The sequence below is a fragment of the Flavobacterium phragmitis genome (genome assembly GCF_900112575.1).
Lineage (GTDB): Bacteria > Bacteroidota > Bacteroidia > Flavobacteriales > Flavobacteriaceae > Flavobacterium > Flavobacterium phragmitis.
The window spans coordinates 1-15,826 of sequence record NZ_FOMH01000001.1 but is presented as its reverse complement, the minus strand read 5'-3'; the positions used below and the strand labels follow the sequence as shown (position 1 = coordinate 15,826).

Here is a 15,826-nt window from a genome sequence, read left to right as displayed (position 1 = left end):
AAAATACTATTATGAAAGATAAGAGGATATTATACGTATCATCTGAAGTCGTGCCTTATTTGGCTGAAAATGAGGTTTCTTTAATGTCTTATGACGTTCCGAAAATGATTAATGACCAAGGAGGTCAGATAAGAATTTTCATGCCAAGATATGGGAATATCAATGAGAGAAGACATCAATTACACGAAGTGATCAGACTTTCAGGGATGAATTTGGTAGTGAATGACTTAGACATGCCGTTGATTATTAAGGTAGCATCGATTCCGAAAGAGAGAATTCAGGTGTACTTTATAGATAATGATGAATATTTTAAACGTAAAGCAACCTTCGCAGACGAGGAGGGGGTTTTATATCCTGATAATGACGAAAGAGCAATCTTCTTTGCTAAAGGTGTTGTGGAAACTGTTAAAAAATTAAACTGGGTTCCAGATATCATTCACGTTCATGGTTGGTTGGCTGCAATGCTTCCGATTTACATGAAACATTATTATAAACACGAAGCTTTGTTTTCTGAAACCAAAATTATTACTTCTGTTTACGGACAGTCTTTTGATGAGAATTTGGATTTAGAGATGATCAATAAAGTTAAATTTGATGGTGTTCCTCATGATGCAGTATCAGATTTAGAAGTTCCAAATTACGAGAATGTATTAAAAGCGAGTATCCTGCATTCAGATGGAGTAATCATTGCGTCAGAAAATGTTTCTCCAAGTTTAACAAAATTTATAGAATCTTCAGGAAAACCTTTTTTACCTTTCGCCTCGAAAGATGCATTTGCAGACGCATATACAAATTTCTACAGAATGTTTGGACTTTAAATTTTAACCTTATTATAAAACATGTATAATACTTCTTTTATTAAGAAAATTCTTTTAGCTTTAATTGTTGTTTTTTTATATTCTTGCGATAAAGATTTCAATGCAATTGGTGATGGTATAGTTGGAGATGATCATTTTGGACTTGAACCAGAAGAGTATAATGTTTTAGCTTTCAATCAGGAAGTGACTCCAGTTCAGTCTAATAATATAGCAATAAATCCATTGGGGATTTTTGATAATCCTTTGTTCGGTTCTACAACGGCTAATTTTGTAACACAGTTGGGGCTTAAAGAATACGCGCCAACAATTGGTGAATCTCCAGAAATACAAAGCGTGCAGCTTACGATTCCATATTTTACTAAGGACAAAACAACTGACGCAGAGGGTAACAGTACTTATAAACTGGATTCTATTTATGGCGGTCAAGGCAACGAATACAAACTGAAATTAAGTGTGTACGAGTCAACAATGCAAATGAGAAACACTTATTTTAGTGGTGGTTCTCAATTGTTCCAATATTATTACACAGATCAGGATAATGATTTTTTTAGCATCGCTAATAAAAGTGTTTTATTAAATGATGGTGCTGCTTCAGAAAATGAGCAATTCTTTTTTGATGCGAGTGAAATTAGAGTAGAAACTACTGATGACCAAGGAGTGAAGACAACTACAAGAACGGCTCCTCAGATGACTTTGAACCTTAATAAGCAGTTTTTTCAAGATAAAATATTAAAGGCCGTGGCTTCAAAGCTTTCTACGGAGGATCTTTTTCAAGAATACTTCAGAGGTTTGTACTTTAAGGTCGAAAAATCTGGAAGTTCTCCTTCGAACATGGCTTTACTTAATTTTGCAGAAGGAAAAATTACAATAAAATATAAAGCAAAAACAGCTTCTACTACCGATGATGCTAATGCAACAGAAGATAAAGAACTTGTGGTGCTTTTAAAAACTGGTGTTTCGGGTGGTATTGTCAATACAGCAAGTTTTCTTCAAAACACTAGGAATGCTGATTATGAAAGTGCAATTACAAATGTAAATAAGACTGAAGGAGACGAAAGGCTTTACTTAAAAGGAGGTCAAGGATCTGTAGCAGTTGTAAAACTTTTTGATCAAACAGACGTTATTAGCTATGATGCTAATGGTGTTGTTCAAAGCGGTGCAAACCAAGTTCCGGATCAATTAGATGAAATTAGAAATAATGTCAAATATAAAAACTGGAAAGTAAATGAAGCTAATCTTGTTTTTTATATTGATGCAGATAAAATGGCTAATACAAAAGAGCCACAAAGAGTTTATTTGTACGATTTAACGAATAATATTGTATTGGCAGATTATGCAACAGAGGATGTTACGCTTAATGGTTTGATTACGCTTGATTCTAATAAAAAAGGAAAGTATTATAAAATGAGAATTACGAGCCATATTCGTAATCTTATAAAAGATGCTACCTTAAAAAATGTTAATTTAGGACTGGCTGTTTCTTTAAGTTCAGGTGTAACTGCTTCAAATGTATTGAAGAACAAGGTTCTGCTTAAAGATAATGCTGATCCGAAACTTGTAGAATATTTTTCTCAAACACCAAGAACATCGGTGATGAGTCCGCTGGGGACAGTCTTGTACGGTGGAAAAACTTCTGCTGGTGATAAAAGATTGAAACTCCAGGTCTACTACACGAAACCAAATTAATAAATATATATGTGTGGAATTGTTGGATATATCGGTCATAGAGACGCATATCCTATTGTAATCAAGGGGTTAAAACGCCTTGAGTACAGAGGTTATGATAGTGCCGGTGTTATGCTGTATGACGAAGAGTCGGGCATAAAGCTTTGTAAAACAAAAGGTAAGGTCTCTGATCTGGAAGCGAAAGCAAAAGAAGGCTTTACAACAAACGGAAATATTGGAATTGGCCATACGCGTTGGGCTACGCATGGTGTGCCAAATGATGTAAACTCGCATCCTCATCTTTCAAATTCTGGCGATTTAGTAATTATCCATAACGGAATTATAGAGAATTATGCGCCACTTAAAGAAGAGTTGATTAAAAGAGGGTATACTTTTAAATCAGACACAGATACAGAGGTTTTAGTTAATTTAATAGAAGAAGTCCAAAAGAAAGAAAATATTAAATTAGGTAAAGCAGTACAGATTGCGCTTAATCAAGTGGTTGGAGCCTATGCTATTGCTGTTTTTGATAAAAAGAATCCAAATGAACTTGTTGCGGCGAGATTAGGAAGTCCGCTGGCGATTGGTGTTGGGGAGAATGAGTATTTTGTTGCTTCTGATGCTTCACCATTTATAGAGTATACTTCTAATGCAGTTTATTTGGAAGATGGTGAAATGGCTAATATTAGATTGCATAAGCCAATTAAGATCAGAAAAATTAAAGATGACTCTTTGGTAGATCCTTATATTCAAGAACTTCAAATGAATTTGGAGCAGATTGAAAAAGGTGGCTACGATCATTTCATGTTAAAAGAGATCTACGAACAACCAAGTGTTATTAAAGATACTTACAGAGGAAGGCTTCATGCTAACGAAGGAATTGTTCAAATGGCCGGTGTCGAGGATAATTTGGAGAAATTCTTGAATGCAAAACGTATTCTAATCGTTGCTTGTGGTACTTCTTGGCACGCAGGTTTAGTGGCGGAATATATTTTTGAAGAGTTTACTCGTATTCCTGTTGAAGTAGAATATGCTTCTGAATTTAGATATAGAAACCCAATTATCAATAAAGACGATGTAGTTATTGCTATTTCTCAGTCTGGTGAGACTGCAGATACAATGGCGGCTATCAAATTAGCTAAAGAAAATGGAGCTTTTGTATTTGGTGTTTGTAATGTAGTAGGTTCTTCTATTTCAAGAGAAAGCCATGCAGGAGCTTATACACACGCTGGACCAGAAATTGGAGTAGCTTCGACTAAAGCATTTACAACTCAGATTACTGTTTTAACAATGATTGCCTTGAAACTTGGAAAAGCAAAAGGAACATTATCAAATACAGATTTTCATACGTACCTTCAAGAATTAGAAATTATTCCTGAAAAAGTTGCCGAAGCATTAGAAACTAATGATAAAGCAAAAGAGATTGCTGCTGCCTTTAAAGATTCGCCAAACTGTCTTTATTTAGGGCGTGGATATAATTTCCCAGTTGCTTTAGAAGGTGCTTTAAAACTAAAAGAGATTTCATATATCCATGCAGAAGGATATCCTGCAGCAGAGATGAAACACGGCCCAATTGCTTTAATCGATGAACAAATGCCGGTTATTGTAATTGCTCCAAAACAAGGACATTATGATAAGATTGTAAGTAATATTCAGGAAATCAAATCTAGAAGCGGAAAAATCATCGCTGTAGTTACAAAAGGTGATATTCAAGTTCGCGAATTGGCAGATTATGTTATTGAAATTCCAGAAACTTCAGATGCATTGTCTCCGTTAGTTACAACTATTCCTTTGCAATTACTTTCCTACTATATTGCAGTTATGAGAGGATGTAATGTCGATCAGCCACGAAATTTGGCAAAGTCAGTTACAGTAGAATAATTTCTTTTTAGAAATATAGATATGTTAAAAAAGCGAGATTTAGGTCTCGCTTTTTTTTATTGTCATAATTTTTTTTCTGTATATGTATTTTTATGAATTTTTCAATTTTTTGATTAAAATTTATATGTATGCATAGTATATTGGTTTTTCTTTTGTATTTCTTTGTTTTTATTCTAAGGAATTGAATTACTAAATAGTTAAAATATTGTAAAAAATGATGTCAAATATGAATTTTATTTAACGTTTTTTTATACATATTAAAATATTTGCTTATTTTGGCTATATATACTAACGAAAAAACTAACCCAAATGAGAGTCTACTTGCTAATTATGTTGTTGTTCAGCGGAATGTCTTTTGCGCAGAATACAATAACAGGTTCGGTTACAGATGGTAACAAACAATCTATTCCTGGTGCTAATGTTGTTGTTGTCGGGGAAAACAGTGGTACGTCTACTGATTTTGATGGATCCTTCAAATTGACTACAAATTCTAAACTGCCTTTTTCTTTAAAAGTTTCGGCAGTAGGATTTGAATCAAAAACAATTAATGTTACTTCGGCAAATCAAAAAGTGAATGTAATTTTAAAGGATGAAGAGACTAAATTGGATGAAATTGTAGTTTCGGCATCTAGAACACCTGAAAGAGTTTTAGAATCTCCTGTTACCATTGAACGAATGGGGATTCAGGAAATTAAAAGAACGGCTTCTCCTTCTTTTTATGATGGTTTGGAGAACATGAAAGAGGTTCAGATGAATACGAGTAGTATGTCGTTCAAGTCAATTAATACCAGAGGTTTTGCTACTGTTGCAAACACTCGTTTTATGCAGTTGGTTGATGGAATGGATAATTCATCTCCGTTGTTGAACTTTGTTTTGGGTAACATGATTGGGGTTTCGGAAATTGATGTTCAAAGTGTAGAGCTTCTTCCAGGAGCTTCTTCTGCTTTATATGGTGCAAATGCATTTAATGGTATTTTGTTCATGACAAGTAAAAGCCCATTTACTAATCAGGGAATCTCTACTTATTTTAAATATGGTGTGACTTCGCAAGAAGCCGCGGGGACTAATGGGTATTATGATTTTGGTCTTCGATTGTCGCATGCTTTCAATAAATATTTCGCCGCTAAAGCTAATTTTACTTATATGGAAGCTACAGATTGGTATGCAACAAATTACAATGACAAAACAAGGGCAGGTATTGATAGGACAAATCCTGGTTATGATGGTATTAATGTTTATGGTGATGAGGCCGCAACAAATATCAAAGGAGTTGGGTTAAGATTAGAAGCTTTAGGGTTGATTCCGGCTGGTGCATCTAATCTTTTGCCAAATACCACAGTTAGTAGAACGGGGTATAATGAAATAGATTTGACGGATAATAAAGCTGCGAATACAAAAATCGATTTTTCTCTTCATGGAAGACCTTTTGGTGATGAAAGATTGGAGATTATCTGGCAAAGTAAATTTGGTACTGGTAATGCGGTTTATCAAGGGGCAAATAGATATTATCTAAATAACTTTTTTATGCAGCAGCATAAATTGGAGTTCAAGGGGAAAAACTTTTTCTTAAGAGGGTATACGACTTCGGAAAGTGGAGGGCAGTCTTATGATATGGTTTTTACTGGTATTAATGTTAACAGAAAATGGAAAGATGATAATACTTGGTTTGGTCAATATGCAGGAGCGTACATTCAAGGGACTTTGGCTGGAATGACACCGGAACAAGCACATGCGGCTGGTAGAGCTACTGCAGATACAGGCCGTTTCCTGCCAGGGACAGCGGAGTTTAAAAATGCATTCAATCAGGTGATAAGTGAGCCTGATGTTCTTTCGGGCTCAAGATTGGTGGATAATTCTAAAATTTATCACTCGGATGTTAATTATAACTTTAGAGATATAATCAAATTTGCTGAAATTCAGGTTGGAGGTTCGTTTAGAGCGTATGAATTGAATTCTCATGGAAGAATTTATACAGATGCAGATGGCCCTATTAATTATAATGAGTATGGAGCTTATGCTCAGTTAATGAAAAAGTTCTTGGATGATAGATTGAAGTTTACAGGATCTCTTCGTTATGATAAATCTAAAAACTTTGACGGAAACTATTCGCCTCGTTTGTCTTTAGTGTACTCTGGAGGTGAAAAAAGAAATCACAATTTCAGAGGGTCTTTTCAAACAGGTTTTAGAAATCCTTCGACTCAAGATCAATACATTGGGTTTAACATAGGAAGCGCGGTGTTGATTGGTTCTGCACCTGATAACTTAACTAGATTTAGCGAGACTTTTAATTTAAGTGCCGAAGGTCAGGCTTACAGTGGCGGAAATACAACAAAAGATATGACAGGTCTTGATGCGTATGGGAATTCCTATATTGCGAGTTCTGTAAATGCTTTTTCTGCAATGGCAAATAGTAATCCTGTGGCCGCGGCGGCTCTGTTAAAAAAATCAAGAGCAAATTATGTGAAACCTGAAGAGGTAAAAGCATTTGAATTAGGATATCGTTCTGTTTTTGAAGGCATGTCGATAGATCTTAATGGTTACTATAATATCTATAATAATTTTATTGGTACTTTGAATGTGATTTCTCCTTATTATGGAACGGCTCAAGATAGTCCAAATATTGCGGCAGGAACTACAGATCCGGGTGTGCAGTCTATAAGAGCAATTCAAAATGGAGAATATAGAGTCTATCAACTTTATACGAATTCAGATGTTGAAATTCATTCGTTAGGATTTGGTGTAGGGCTTTCTAAAAAAGTAATTGCAGATTTCGAGGCAGGAGTAAATTATAACTATGCTCAATTTGATTTTGATCAGGCAAAAGATCCGAGTTTTGAACCAGGGTTTAATACTCCGAAACACAGAGTTAAGGTGTCTATTGGGAATGATAAACTATTCAAAAACTTCGGATTCAGCGTAAGCGGAAGATGGAATAGCGAATATTTATGGCAAGCGGGTTTTGCTGATGGTATAATTAAATCGGCTACAGTGATAGATGCTCAGGTAAATTATGGAATTCCGAAGTTAAAATCAGTTTTAAAATTAGGAGCTGCTAATATTGGAGGAAAAGAATACTATCAAGTTATTGGAGCTGGATTAATTGGTCAGCAGTATTTTGCTTCTTGGACTATTAACCCATAATAGATGTTTAATTCTAAGTCAAATTCATTATTGATGTTTCTAGAGTAATCTGGAAACAAGTAATTATAAAAAATATAAATTATGATAAAAAATTTCAAATGGCTTGTATTGGTTTCGTTAACCTTTATGGCTTGTAATAGTGATGATGATGTGGCGGTTCCTGTGGACTCGTCTGATGGTAAGCCTTTGACAGCTGGAAGTGCAGATTTTTCTAAATATGTAGCATTGGGAGATTCTTTTGCGGCAGGTTTTAGTGATAATGCTTTATTTGTTAAAGGTCAGGAAGGAGCTTATCCGAATATTTTAGCGCAACAATTTGCACTGGTAGGAGGAGGAGAGTTTAAGACCCCTTTTGCTAATGATAATATTGGAGGATTGCTTTTAGGTGGAAATGTTATAGCTGGACCACGTTTGTATTTTAATAGTACTCCAATTCCTGTTGATGGGAAGCCAACAACTGAAGTAACAGCACATTTGTCCGGGTCTTTTAATAACTTGGGGGTTCCTGGGGCAAAAAGTTTTCATTTATTGGCTCCTGGTTATGGAAATGCTGCTGGCGTTGCAACAGGGACAGCAAATCCTTATTTTGCTCGTTTTTCATCTAGTGCTACCACGACAGTTTTGGCAGATGCCTTAAGTCAGAATCCTACTTTTTTCTCATTATGGATTGGGGGTAATGATGAGTTAGGGTATGCAACTGCAGGTGGGGATCCAGCAGTTAATCCGTTGACGCCTCCTGCGACTTTTGAGGCTGCTTATAAAGGTTTGGTTGCTCAATTGGTAGCAGGTGGAAGAAAAGGCGTTATTGCTAATCTTCCAAATATTACAACTCTTCCGCATTTTCATGTAATAACTTATAATCAATTAACTCAGGCTAATTTAAGTGTTGGAGGGGTAAGTTTGGTTAGTACTTTGAATGCACAATTGTATGGGCCTTTGAGTAATGCTTTGACATTTTTGGGGCAAGGAAATAGAATTAAGCTTTTGTCTACAACTGGAAATAATCCGTTGTTAATTGTGGATGAGACTTTGCCGGATTTGTCAGCAAATTTAAGAGCTGTATTAATTGGTGGTGGTTTAGATGCTACAACTGCGACAGTAATGGGGCAGATTTTTGGGCGTGCAAGACAAGCGCTTCCTACAGATTTAATTGTTTTAGGCGCGTCTTCCAGAATTGGACAAGTTCCAACTTTGGCCGCTGATGGAATTGCTTCGCCTTCGCCTTCATTGTCCCAGTTAGGTGTTACTTTTCCTTTGCCAGATAGATATGTTTTACTGCCTTCTGAAGTGGCGGAAATTGAAGTGGCAACTAATGCTTATAATGCCGTAATTAATGCTGCCGCAGAAGCAAATGGTTTAGCGATTGTTGATGCTAAGTCAATTATGGATGATTTGAATAAGCCAAATGGTATTTCAATGAATGATTTTACATTGAAAGCAACATTTGTTACCGGCGGAATGTTCTCTCTGGATGGGGTTCATCCTTCTCCAAGAGGTTATGCTTTTATTGCTAACAAATTTATCCAAGCAATAAATGCCAAATATGGTTCAAATTTAAAAGGTGTAAATATTGGCGATTATCAGGTTTTGTTTCCTGCAAAACTATGATTGAAATTATTTTTTAATCTCAAAAAAAACCGCTCATTTTATAAAATGAAGCGGTTTTTTCTTTTATTAAAAAAATGCTGTTTTTGTTATTTTTTGGGTCAGTTTTATGAATCAAACAAAATCATGCTATTTTTTATGAAAAAAAAATTGATTTTATATTTTAAAAAATTATCTTTGCGCTCTGAAAAAAGAGGTATTTTCGATAAACCTAAATAGCTATTTAATAAATACATAAGTAATGTCAAAAGTAATAGGAAAAGTTGCTCAAATCATTGGACCAGTAGTAGACGTAGTTTTCAACGGTAAAGATGTTGAACTTCCAAAAATTTATGATTCTCTAGAAGTCACTAAAAAAGACGGAACAATTTTAGTTCTTGAAGTACAATCTCATATTGGTGAAAACACTGTTCGTACCATTTCTATGGATTCAACAGATGGTTTAAGCAGAGGATATGAAGTAGTTGGAACTGGAAATCCAATCCAAATGCCAATCGGTCCAGACGTATATGGACGTTTATTTAATGTTGTTGGAGATGCCATTGACGGTTTAGGTGATTTGCCAAAAACTGGAGAGAACGGTCTGCCAATTCACAGACAAGCTCCTAAATTCGAAGATTTATCAACTTCATCTGAAGTTTTATTCACAGGTATCAAAGTAATCGACTTGATTGAGCCTTACGCAAAAGGAGGTAAAATTGGATTGTTCGGTGGTGCTGGTGTTGGTAAAACAGTATTGATTCAGGAGTTGATCAACAATATCGCAAAAGGTCACGGTGGACTTTCAGTATTCGCTGGAGTAGGTGAAAGAACACGTGAAGGAAATGACTTGCTTCGCGAGATGTTAGAGTCAGGAATTATTAAATACGGTGATGATTTCATGCACTCTATGGAAAATGGAGGATGGGATTTATCTAAAGTAGATATGCCAGGAATGAGAGAGTCTAAAGCTACTTTCGTTTTCGGACAAATGAATGAGCCACCTGGAGCTCGTGCACGTGTGGCACTTTCAGGATTATCTATCGCTGAGTATTTCCGTGATGGAGCTGGATCTGACCAAGGAAAAGATGTATTATTCTTCGTTGATAATATCTTCCGTTTTACACAAGCAGGTTCTGAGGTATCAGCACTTTTAGGACGTATGCCATCTGCGGTAGGTTACCAACCAACATTGGCAACTGAGATGGGTGCAATGCAAGAGCGTATTACATCTACAAACAAAGGATCTATTACATCTGTACAAGCGGTTTACGTTCCTGCGGATGACTTAACTGACCCGGCGCCGGCTACAACTTTCGCGCACTTAGATGCTACAACTGTATTGTCTCGTAAAATTGCTGAGTTAGGTATTTATCCGGCGGTTGACCCGTTAGACTCTACTTCAAGAATTTTGACTCCACATATCTTAGGAGATGAGCACTACAACTGTGCACAAAGAGTAAAAGAAATTCTTCAAAAATACAAACAATTACAAGATATCATCGCGATCTTAGGTATGGAAGAGTTATCTGAAGAAGATAAACTTGCAGTATCTAGAGCACGTCGTGTACAACGTTTCTTGTCTCAGCCATTCCACGTAGCAGAGCAATTTACAGGTATTCCAGGTGTATTAGTTGATATTAAAGATACTATCAAAGGTTTCAACATGATTATCGATGGTGAGTTAGATCACCTTCCAGAAGCAGCTTTCAACTTGAAAGGTTCTATTCAAGATGCAATCGAAGCTGGAGAGAAAATGTTAGCTGAAGCATAAAAATAAAGTTAAAAGTTAGAAGTTAAAGGTTATACGTTTCGTAACTTTTAACTTTTAACAAATAACTTCTAACTTAAAAAATATGATTTTAGAAATAGTATCACCAGAAGCTAAATTATTTTCAGGAGAAGTCACTTCGGTTACTTTGCCAGGAGTTGATGGAAGCTTTCAGATTTTGAATCATCACGCGCCGATTGTTTCTATTTTAGAAAAAGGAACAATTAAAATTGCAGCTCCAAGCTTCAGTTTTTCTAAGGAAGCAGCTGATAAATTCACGAAAGTAAATGACCAAACTTATACTTTAGAGATTAAGTCAGGAACAATCGAGATGAAAAATAATAAAATTATTGTTTTAGTTGACTAAGACAATTTTAAAATAAGTTAAAAGCCAGACAGTATTTGTCTGGCTTTTTTTATTTTTCTACTTTTGAAGTATTAAAATCTCTTTATAAAATATTGATACTATGATAAAAGCTCAGTAAGCTTTTGTCTTTTCCGCTTTATTGGATTAATAAAGCGAAAATTATTTATGTCAAATTTTATGAAGAATACTTATGAAAAATATATCAAAAATTGCTGTTCTGGGCGGCGGTGGAAAAACTGGAAAATATCTTGTAAACCAGTTGTTGAAAGAAGGGTTTAGTATAAAACTTCTGCTTAGAAATCCTGAAAAGTTCGAAATAGAGAATGATAAAATTGAAATCATCAAAGGTGATGCTCTCCATTTTGAAAACATAAAATCATTATTAAAAGATTCTGATGCTGTTTTAAGTACCATTGGTCAAAGGAAGGATGAGCCTTTAGTGGCAAGTGAAGTAACAAATTATATTTTGAAGACAATGAATGAATTCGGAATTGATCGTTATGTTTTGCTGGCAGGGCTTAATATTGATACTCCTTTTGATAAGAAAAGCCCAAAAACGATTATGGCAACAGATTGGATGAAAGCTAATTTTCCAATTATTCAGGAAGATCGTCAAAAAGCCTATCGACTTTTAGAAGAGAGCAATGTCAATTGGACACAAGTTCGTGTTCCTTTTATTGAGTTTACAGACCATAGTTCTGAAATAACAGTAAATTTAGAAGATTGTTTAGGAGATAAAATTACTGCTCTAGATATTTCGAAGTTTATGATTAAAGAGATGATGGAATCTAAATATAGCAGACAATCGCCTTTTATTAGTGCTTTATAAAAACTAAATTTATAACAGCGGGTCAACTTGATCCGCTGTTTGTTTTGTTCCAGCCTCAATTTTGTAAATTTACGTTATGAAACTTCCAGAAAATCTAAATCACAAACTTGAGAATTGTAAAAGGAGTAATACTTTTCGAAAACTGCCAGTTTTTAATAATCTGGTTGATTTCTCTTCTGATGATTATATTGGTTTTTCAAAAGCCGAAATTATTTTTAGACAGGTACATGCTTATTTAGTCGAAAATGAAATTTTTCAAAATGGGGCTACAGGTTCTAGGTTGATTTCCGGGAATCATTTACTTTATCAAATTACAGAGGACTTTATTGCTGATTTTCATAATGCAGAAATGGCTTTAATTGTTAATTCGGACTATGATGCTAATGTTGGCTTTTTCGAAGCTCTAATGCAGGAAAATGATGTTGTTTTGTACGATGAATTATGTCATGCTCTGATAAGGGATGGAATTGAAATGTCAAAAGCTAAATCATTTAAATTTATTCATAATGATATTGAAGATTTAGAGCAGCTTATTCTTGGATTCCCAAATTCAAATGTTTATATTATTGTAGAAAGTGTTTTTTCTTTAGATGGTGATAGTCCTAATTTGGAAGAATTGATTATGCTTTCAGAAAAGTACAATTGTTATTTTATTGTCGATGAATCGTACGCTATGGGAGTTTTTGGAGAAAAAGGAGAAGGTTTGATTCAGTATCTGCAATTGCATAATAATGTTTTTGCCCGAATTATAAGTTTTGGCAAAGGTCTGGGATGTTATGGTTCGGTTATTTTAGGTTCGTTGGAACTGAAGGAATATCTAGTTAATTTCTCAGAAAATTTGATGGAAAGTACAGCTTTATCTCCACATTCGGTTGCAACAATTTTGATGGCTTATCAACAGTTGAAAATTGAAAATGAAGCCATCAAGAAACTTCGTGAAAATGTTGTGTTTTTCAATCAGCAGAAAAATTTATTAGGTTTAAAACCTATGTTTGTTCATAGCAAATCGGCTATTCATACTGCTATTGTGCCAGATTGTGAGAATTTAAAGCAATTGAGCGAAGAACTTCAGAATAAGGGTTATGATGTACAATCAATTCTTCCTCCGTTGGTTCCTGAAGGACAAGAACGACTTCGTTTGTGCCTTCACAGTTATAATTCGCAAGAAGAAATTAATCGTGTTTTAGAATTGATTAGAGATTTTATTTTTTAAATCAAAAAAAATACTTCGTAAAGTATTGTATTTATTAGGCTTTTGAATAAAGCCTAATTTTTTTTGTAACGTTTTCATTGTTTGATTACTTACGAGCTGTAATCAAATAAACTAAAATAATTATGAAAACAACAGCCACTTTTTCTAAAGAAAAAAAGTACAATTTTTTCCTTTTCTCTTCAATAGGATTTATTCTAGGTTTGGTAAGTTTCTTTTTAATCAAAATTCTCAGCATCATTTCACTAGTTTTCTTTGCCGCAGTTTTGTGCAAGAAAAATAATAAGTAATATAGAGGAGTTTCAATCATCAATCAAAAAAATATTTATATCAGCAATACTATTAATGATGGAAAAAGAAAATTTGTTTTTAGTAGTTAAGCTTAATGTATTTTGTTAAAGCTGCAATTAATTTATGGAGAAAAATGAACATATTGTAAAACCAATCCTGAATTAAGATTGTTTTGAAAGAAAAAGAACAAGAGTTTTTAAATCGGATAGAAAGCCACAAAGGGATTCTGTATAAGGTTTCGAAGATGTACATGGACAATCGTGATGATCAACAAGATTTGTTTCAGGAAATTGTCTGCCAGCTTTGGAAATCATACGATACATTTCGTAACGAAAGTCAGTTCTCGACTTGGATGTACAGAGTTGCAATAAACACTGCAATAGTCTTTTTGAGAAAAGAAAAGCGAAAGGTAGATAAATATGAAATTGCTTCGGAGAATATTAAAGAAGAGGAAAGCGATTCACATATAAAAGAAAGTCAGCTAGATCATTTTTATAAAGCGGTTCAAAAACTGGAAAAAATTGATAAGGCTATAATTTTCTATCAATTAGAAGGTTTTTCACATAAAGAAATAGGAGAGAATCTTGGCATTTCTGAGGGAAATGCTAGAGTAAAATTAAACAGAGTCAAAGAAAAAATAAAAGAAATAATTAAAAATCAAGGGTATGGATTTTAACGATATACAAAATGCATGGAATAACGAAAAAACGGAAAACGTTATGCTGCCAACAAATTTGGAGAAAATTCAATCAGCGAATACGCCACTAGATAAAATTAGGAAAAACCTAAGAATAGAGTTTGCTTATCAGACTGTTGCAATTATTTCGATTGGATTTGTTCCTTTAATCTGCGGATTTTCATCAAAAGCAGCTTTTTTCTTTTATTTGCTTTTCAGTCTGTTTGTAGCAGTTTGTGTTTACTATTTAACAAAGCTTTATTTTTTTTATAAACGATTGAATAATATAACCTTGAAAACAAAAGACAGTTTGTATGAAACTTATTTTGATATTCGATTAAACATGGAGCTTTATAAAACATTTGGTTTTGCATTAACGCCCTTTATAGTTTTGTATTTATTAGGTTTTTACTATTATAGGTTTTCTAAAATACCAGGCTTTTTTGATTTAGAGTTTTCTAATAGTGAATTGATAGGTTTTTTTGTAATAGTGGTTTTTGTTGTGCTTTCTATGGGAGTTTCACTGGAATTATGGGTACATCATTTTTATGGGAAGTTTGCAAAAGAAATAAAAAAAGTAATTGACGAATTAAAAGAGGAATAAAAACAGAAAACCCATCATTTACGATGGGTTTTCTGTTTTTTGATAATGATAGGAATATTAATTCATTATTACTTTTTTATTTGATGTGTATCCGTTTTGAAGATTAACCTTTATTAATAAGACCTGATTTCCAGTTTGTAAATTTGAAATTTCTAAATCGGTACTATTAACTTTTTCTTTGTGGAAAATCTTTTGACCTAAAAGGTTGTAAACCGTTACGTCATTGATTAACTCTTTTGAAGAAGAAACTTGAACAATTTTGTTTTTAATAGAAACTAAAACACCATCCTCGCTATTTTCAAAGTCGTCTACTCCCAAAGTTTTATTCGTGTAACGCATTACAAAACGGCTGTTGAATGTTCCTGCAGCAGATGTAAAGGTGTAATCTGCAAGACGAAGGTTGGTTGTTTTTCCTGTTGTCTTGTCTTCCAGATAAACATCCTGTCCGTTATTGAAAATTCCGTCCGCATGATCGATTGAAATGGTATACTCGCCTTGCTTTGCAGCCATGTATCCAAACGTAACGACGTCTGTATTGATAAAAGGAAGTGCACGTCCCTGTATGATTAATTTTTTAGACGAATTGATGCTGTAAAAATCTGCCAGAGTATTTGCTGACATTGATACGGCATCGAAATCAGTATCCAGCGTGTTGGTCGCTCCTGTAGCATACCCGACAAGGACCTGCTTGAAAACATCTTTCTTATCGGACATATTCAGCCAGATGCGGTGTCTTTCAATGCCTGATGCCGCTGTTTTAAAGAACTGCGAATTCTCGCCTGTTTCACGCTGGCCGTTGTTAAAAACTATCGTATTTGTCGGTGGTTTTATGATGAACCCCTGGGCAGCCCCGATGTACCCGTCAAAAGTGGTTCCATTGCCGACATCGATATTCCCCATGCTGTTAACCGCAACGAAATCGTCGTTGTAGTGATATAACCCGTCAGGACCTTTAACCGGAAGATTTACGTGCGCCCAGAAATACAATG

The 15,826-nt window shown here is 34.5% G+C and carries 13 protein-coding genes; 11 read left to right on the top strand and 2 right to left on the bottom strand.

The annotated features are described in order from the left end of the window. The first annotated feature begins 11 nt into the window (after positions 1-11). The 9 genes from BM289_RS00065 to BM289_RS00025 all read left to right on the top strand — a co-directional run bounded on the left by BM289_RS00065 (position 12) and on the right by BM289_RS00025 (position 13,269). Positions 12-818 carry a glycogen/starch synthase gene (locus BM289_RS00065; protein ID WP_091489624.1) on the top strand — a complete coding sequence of 269 codons (807 nt, stop codon included), beginning with the start codon at positions 12-14 and terminating at the stop codon, positions 816-818. Between the two features lie 21 nt (positions 819-839). Continuing rightward, positions 840-2,504 (top strand): BamH family beta-barrel-assembly machinery protein, encoded by a 1,665-nt coding sequence (locus BM289_RS00060; RefSeq protein ID WP_091489620.1) that lies wholly within the window; start codon positions 840-842, stop codon positions 2,502-2,504. Positions 2,505-2,513: 9 nt separating this feature from the next. Further along, a complete protein-coding gene (glmS, locus tag BM289_RS00055; protein WP_091489617.1) occupies positions 2,514-4,364 on the top strand; it encodes a glutamine--fructose-6-phosphate transaminase (isomerizing) in 1,851 nt (616 codons plus the stop codon). 309 nt (positions 4,365-4,673) lie between these two features. Next, positions 4,674-7,505, top strand: a complete 2,832-nt coding sequence (locus BM289_RS00050) for a TonB-dependent receptor domain-containing protein (RefSeq protein ID WP_091489614.1) — start codon at positions 4,674-4,676, stop codon at positions 7,503-7,505. 81 nt (positions 7,506-7,586) lie between these two features. Continuing rightward, positions 7,587-9,113, top strand: coding sequence for an SGNH/GDSL hydrolase family protein (locus BM289_RS00045; protein ID WP_091489611.1), 1,527 nt, complete (start codon positions 7,587-7,589; stop codon positions 9,111-9,113). A gap of 238 nt (positions 9,114-9,351) precedes the next feature. Then, positions 9,352-10,863 (top strand): F0F1 ATP synthase subunit beta, encoded by a 1,512-nt coding sequence (atpD, locus tag BM289_RS00040; protein ID WP_091489608.1) that lies wholly within the window; start codon positions 9,352-9,354, stop codon positions 10,861-10,863. Positions 10,864-10,945: 82 nt separating this feature from the next. Continuing rightward, the gene (locus tag BM289_RS00035) at positions 10,946-11,227 is read left to right on the top strand and encodes a FoF1 ATP synthase subunit delta/epsilon (protein WP_091489605.1); all 282 of its coding nucleotides are present in this window, start codon (positions 10,946-10,948) and stop codon (positions 11,225-11,227) included. A gap of 190 nt (positions 11,228-11,417) precedes the next feature. Next, entirely contained in the window at positions 11,418-12,056 is a 639-nt protein-coding gene (locus BM289_RS00030; RefSeq protein ID WP_091489602.1) for an NAD(P)-dependent oxidoreductase, read from the top strand. Between the two features lie 76 nt (positions 12,057-12,132). Continuing rightward, a complete protein-coding gene (locus BM289_RS00025) occupies positions 12,133-13,269 on the top strand; it encodes an aminotransferase class I/II-fold pyridoxal phosphate-dependent enzyme (protein WP_091489598.1) in 1,137 nt (378 codons plus the stop codon). An 85-nt stretch (positions 13,270-13,354) separates the two neighbouring features. Here BM289_RS00025 and BM289_RS25550 read toward each other — a convergent pair whose 3' ends face one another. Then, the gene (locus BM289_RS25550; RefSeq protein WP_091489595.1) at positions 13,355-13,576 is read right to left on the bottom strand and encodes a hypothetical protein; all 222 of its coding nucleotides are present in this window, start codon (positions 13,574-13,576) and stop codon (positions 13,355-13,357) included. Between the two features lie 153 nt (positions 13,577-13,729). Between BM289_RS25550 and BM289_RS00015 the strand changes: the two genes are divergently transcribed. Next, the gene (locus tag BM289_RS00015) at positions 13,730-14,233 is read left to right on the top strand and encodes an RNA polymerase sigma factor (RefSeq protein ID WP_091489591.1); all 504 of its coding nucleotides are present in this window, start codon (positions 13,730-13,732) and stop codon (positions 14,231-14,233) included. Then, a complete protein-coding gene (locus BM289_RS00010) occupies positions 14,223-14,837 on the top strand; it encodes a hypothetical protein (protein ID WP_091489587.1) in 615 nt (204 codons plus the stop codon). Before BM289_RS00015 ends, BM289_RS00010 begins: the two co-directional genes overlap by 11 nt. Positions 14,838-14,894: 57 nt before the next feature. Here the strand turns inward: BM289_RS00010 and BM289_RS00005 are convergent. Then, positions 14,895-15,826 (bottom strand): T9SS sorting signal type C domain-containing protein (locus tag BM289_RS00005; RefSeq protein ID WP_143102015.1); only part of this gene is annotated, 932 nt, incomplete at its 5' end.

Excerpts from the sequence above, each read along its gene's own strand:
- BM289_RS00035 (WP_091489605.1), top strand. The coding sequence starts at position 10,946 with ATGATTTTAGAAATAGTATCACCAGAAGCTAAATTATTTTCAGGAGAA.
- BM289_RS25550 (WP_091489595.1), bottom strand. The coding sequence starts at position 13,576 with ATGATTGAAACTCCTCTATATTACTTATTATTTTTCTTGCACAAAACT.
- glmS (WP_091489617.1), top strand. The coding sequence starts at position 2,514 with ATGTGTGGAATTGTTGGATATATCGGTCATAGAGACGCATATCCTATT.
- BM289_RS00030 (WP_091489602.1), top strand. The coding sequence starts at position 11,418 with ATGAAAAATATATCAAAAATTGCTGTTCTGGGCGGCGGTGGAAAAACT.
- BM289_RS00025 (WP_091489598.1), top strand. The coding sequence starts at position 12,133 with ATGAAACTTCCAGAAAATCTAAATCACAAACTTGAGAATTGTAAAAGG.
- BM289_RS00050 (WP_091489614.1), top strand. The coding sequence starts at position 4,674 with ATGAGAGTCTACTTGCTAATTATGTTGTTGTTCAGCGGAATGTCTTTT.
- BM289_RS00010 (WP_091489587.1), top strand. The coding sequence starts at position 14,223 with ATGGATTTTAACGATATACAAAATGCATGGAATAACGAAAAAACGGAA.
- BM289_RS00060 (WP_091489620.1), top strand. The coding sequence starts at position 840 with ATGTATAATACTTCTTTTATTAAGAAAATTCTTTTAGCTTTAATTGTT.
- atpD (WP_091489608.1), top strand. The coding sequence starts at position 9,352 with ATGTCAAAAGTAATAGGAAAAGTTGCTCAAATCATTGGACCAGTAGTA.
- BM289_RS00045 (WP_091489611.1), top strand. The coding sequence starts at position 7,587 with ATGATAAAAAATTTCAAATGGCTTGTATTGGTTTCGTTAACCTTTATG.
- BM289_RS00065 (WP_091489624.1), top strand. The coding sequence starts at position 12 with ATGAAAGATAAGAGGATATTATACGTATCATCTGAAGTCGTGCCTTAT.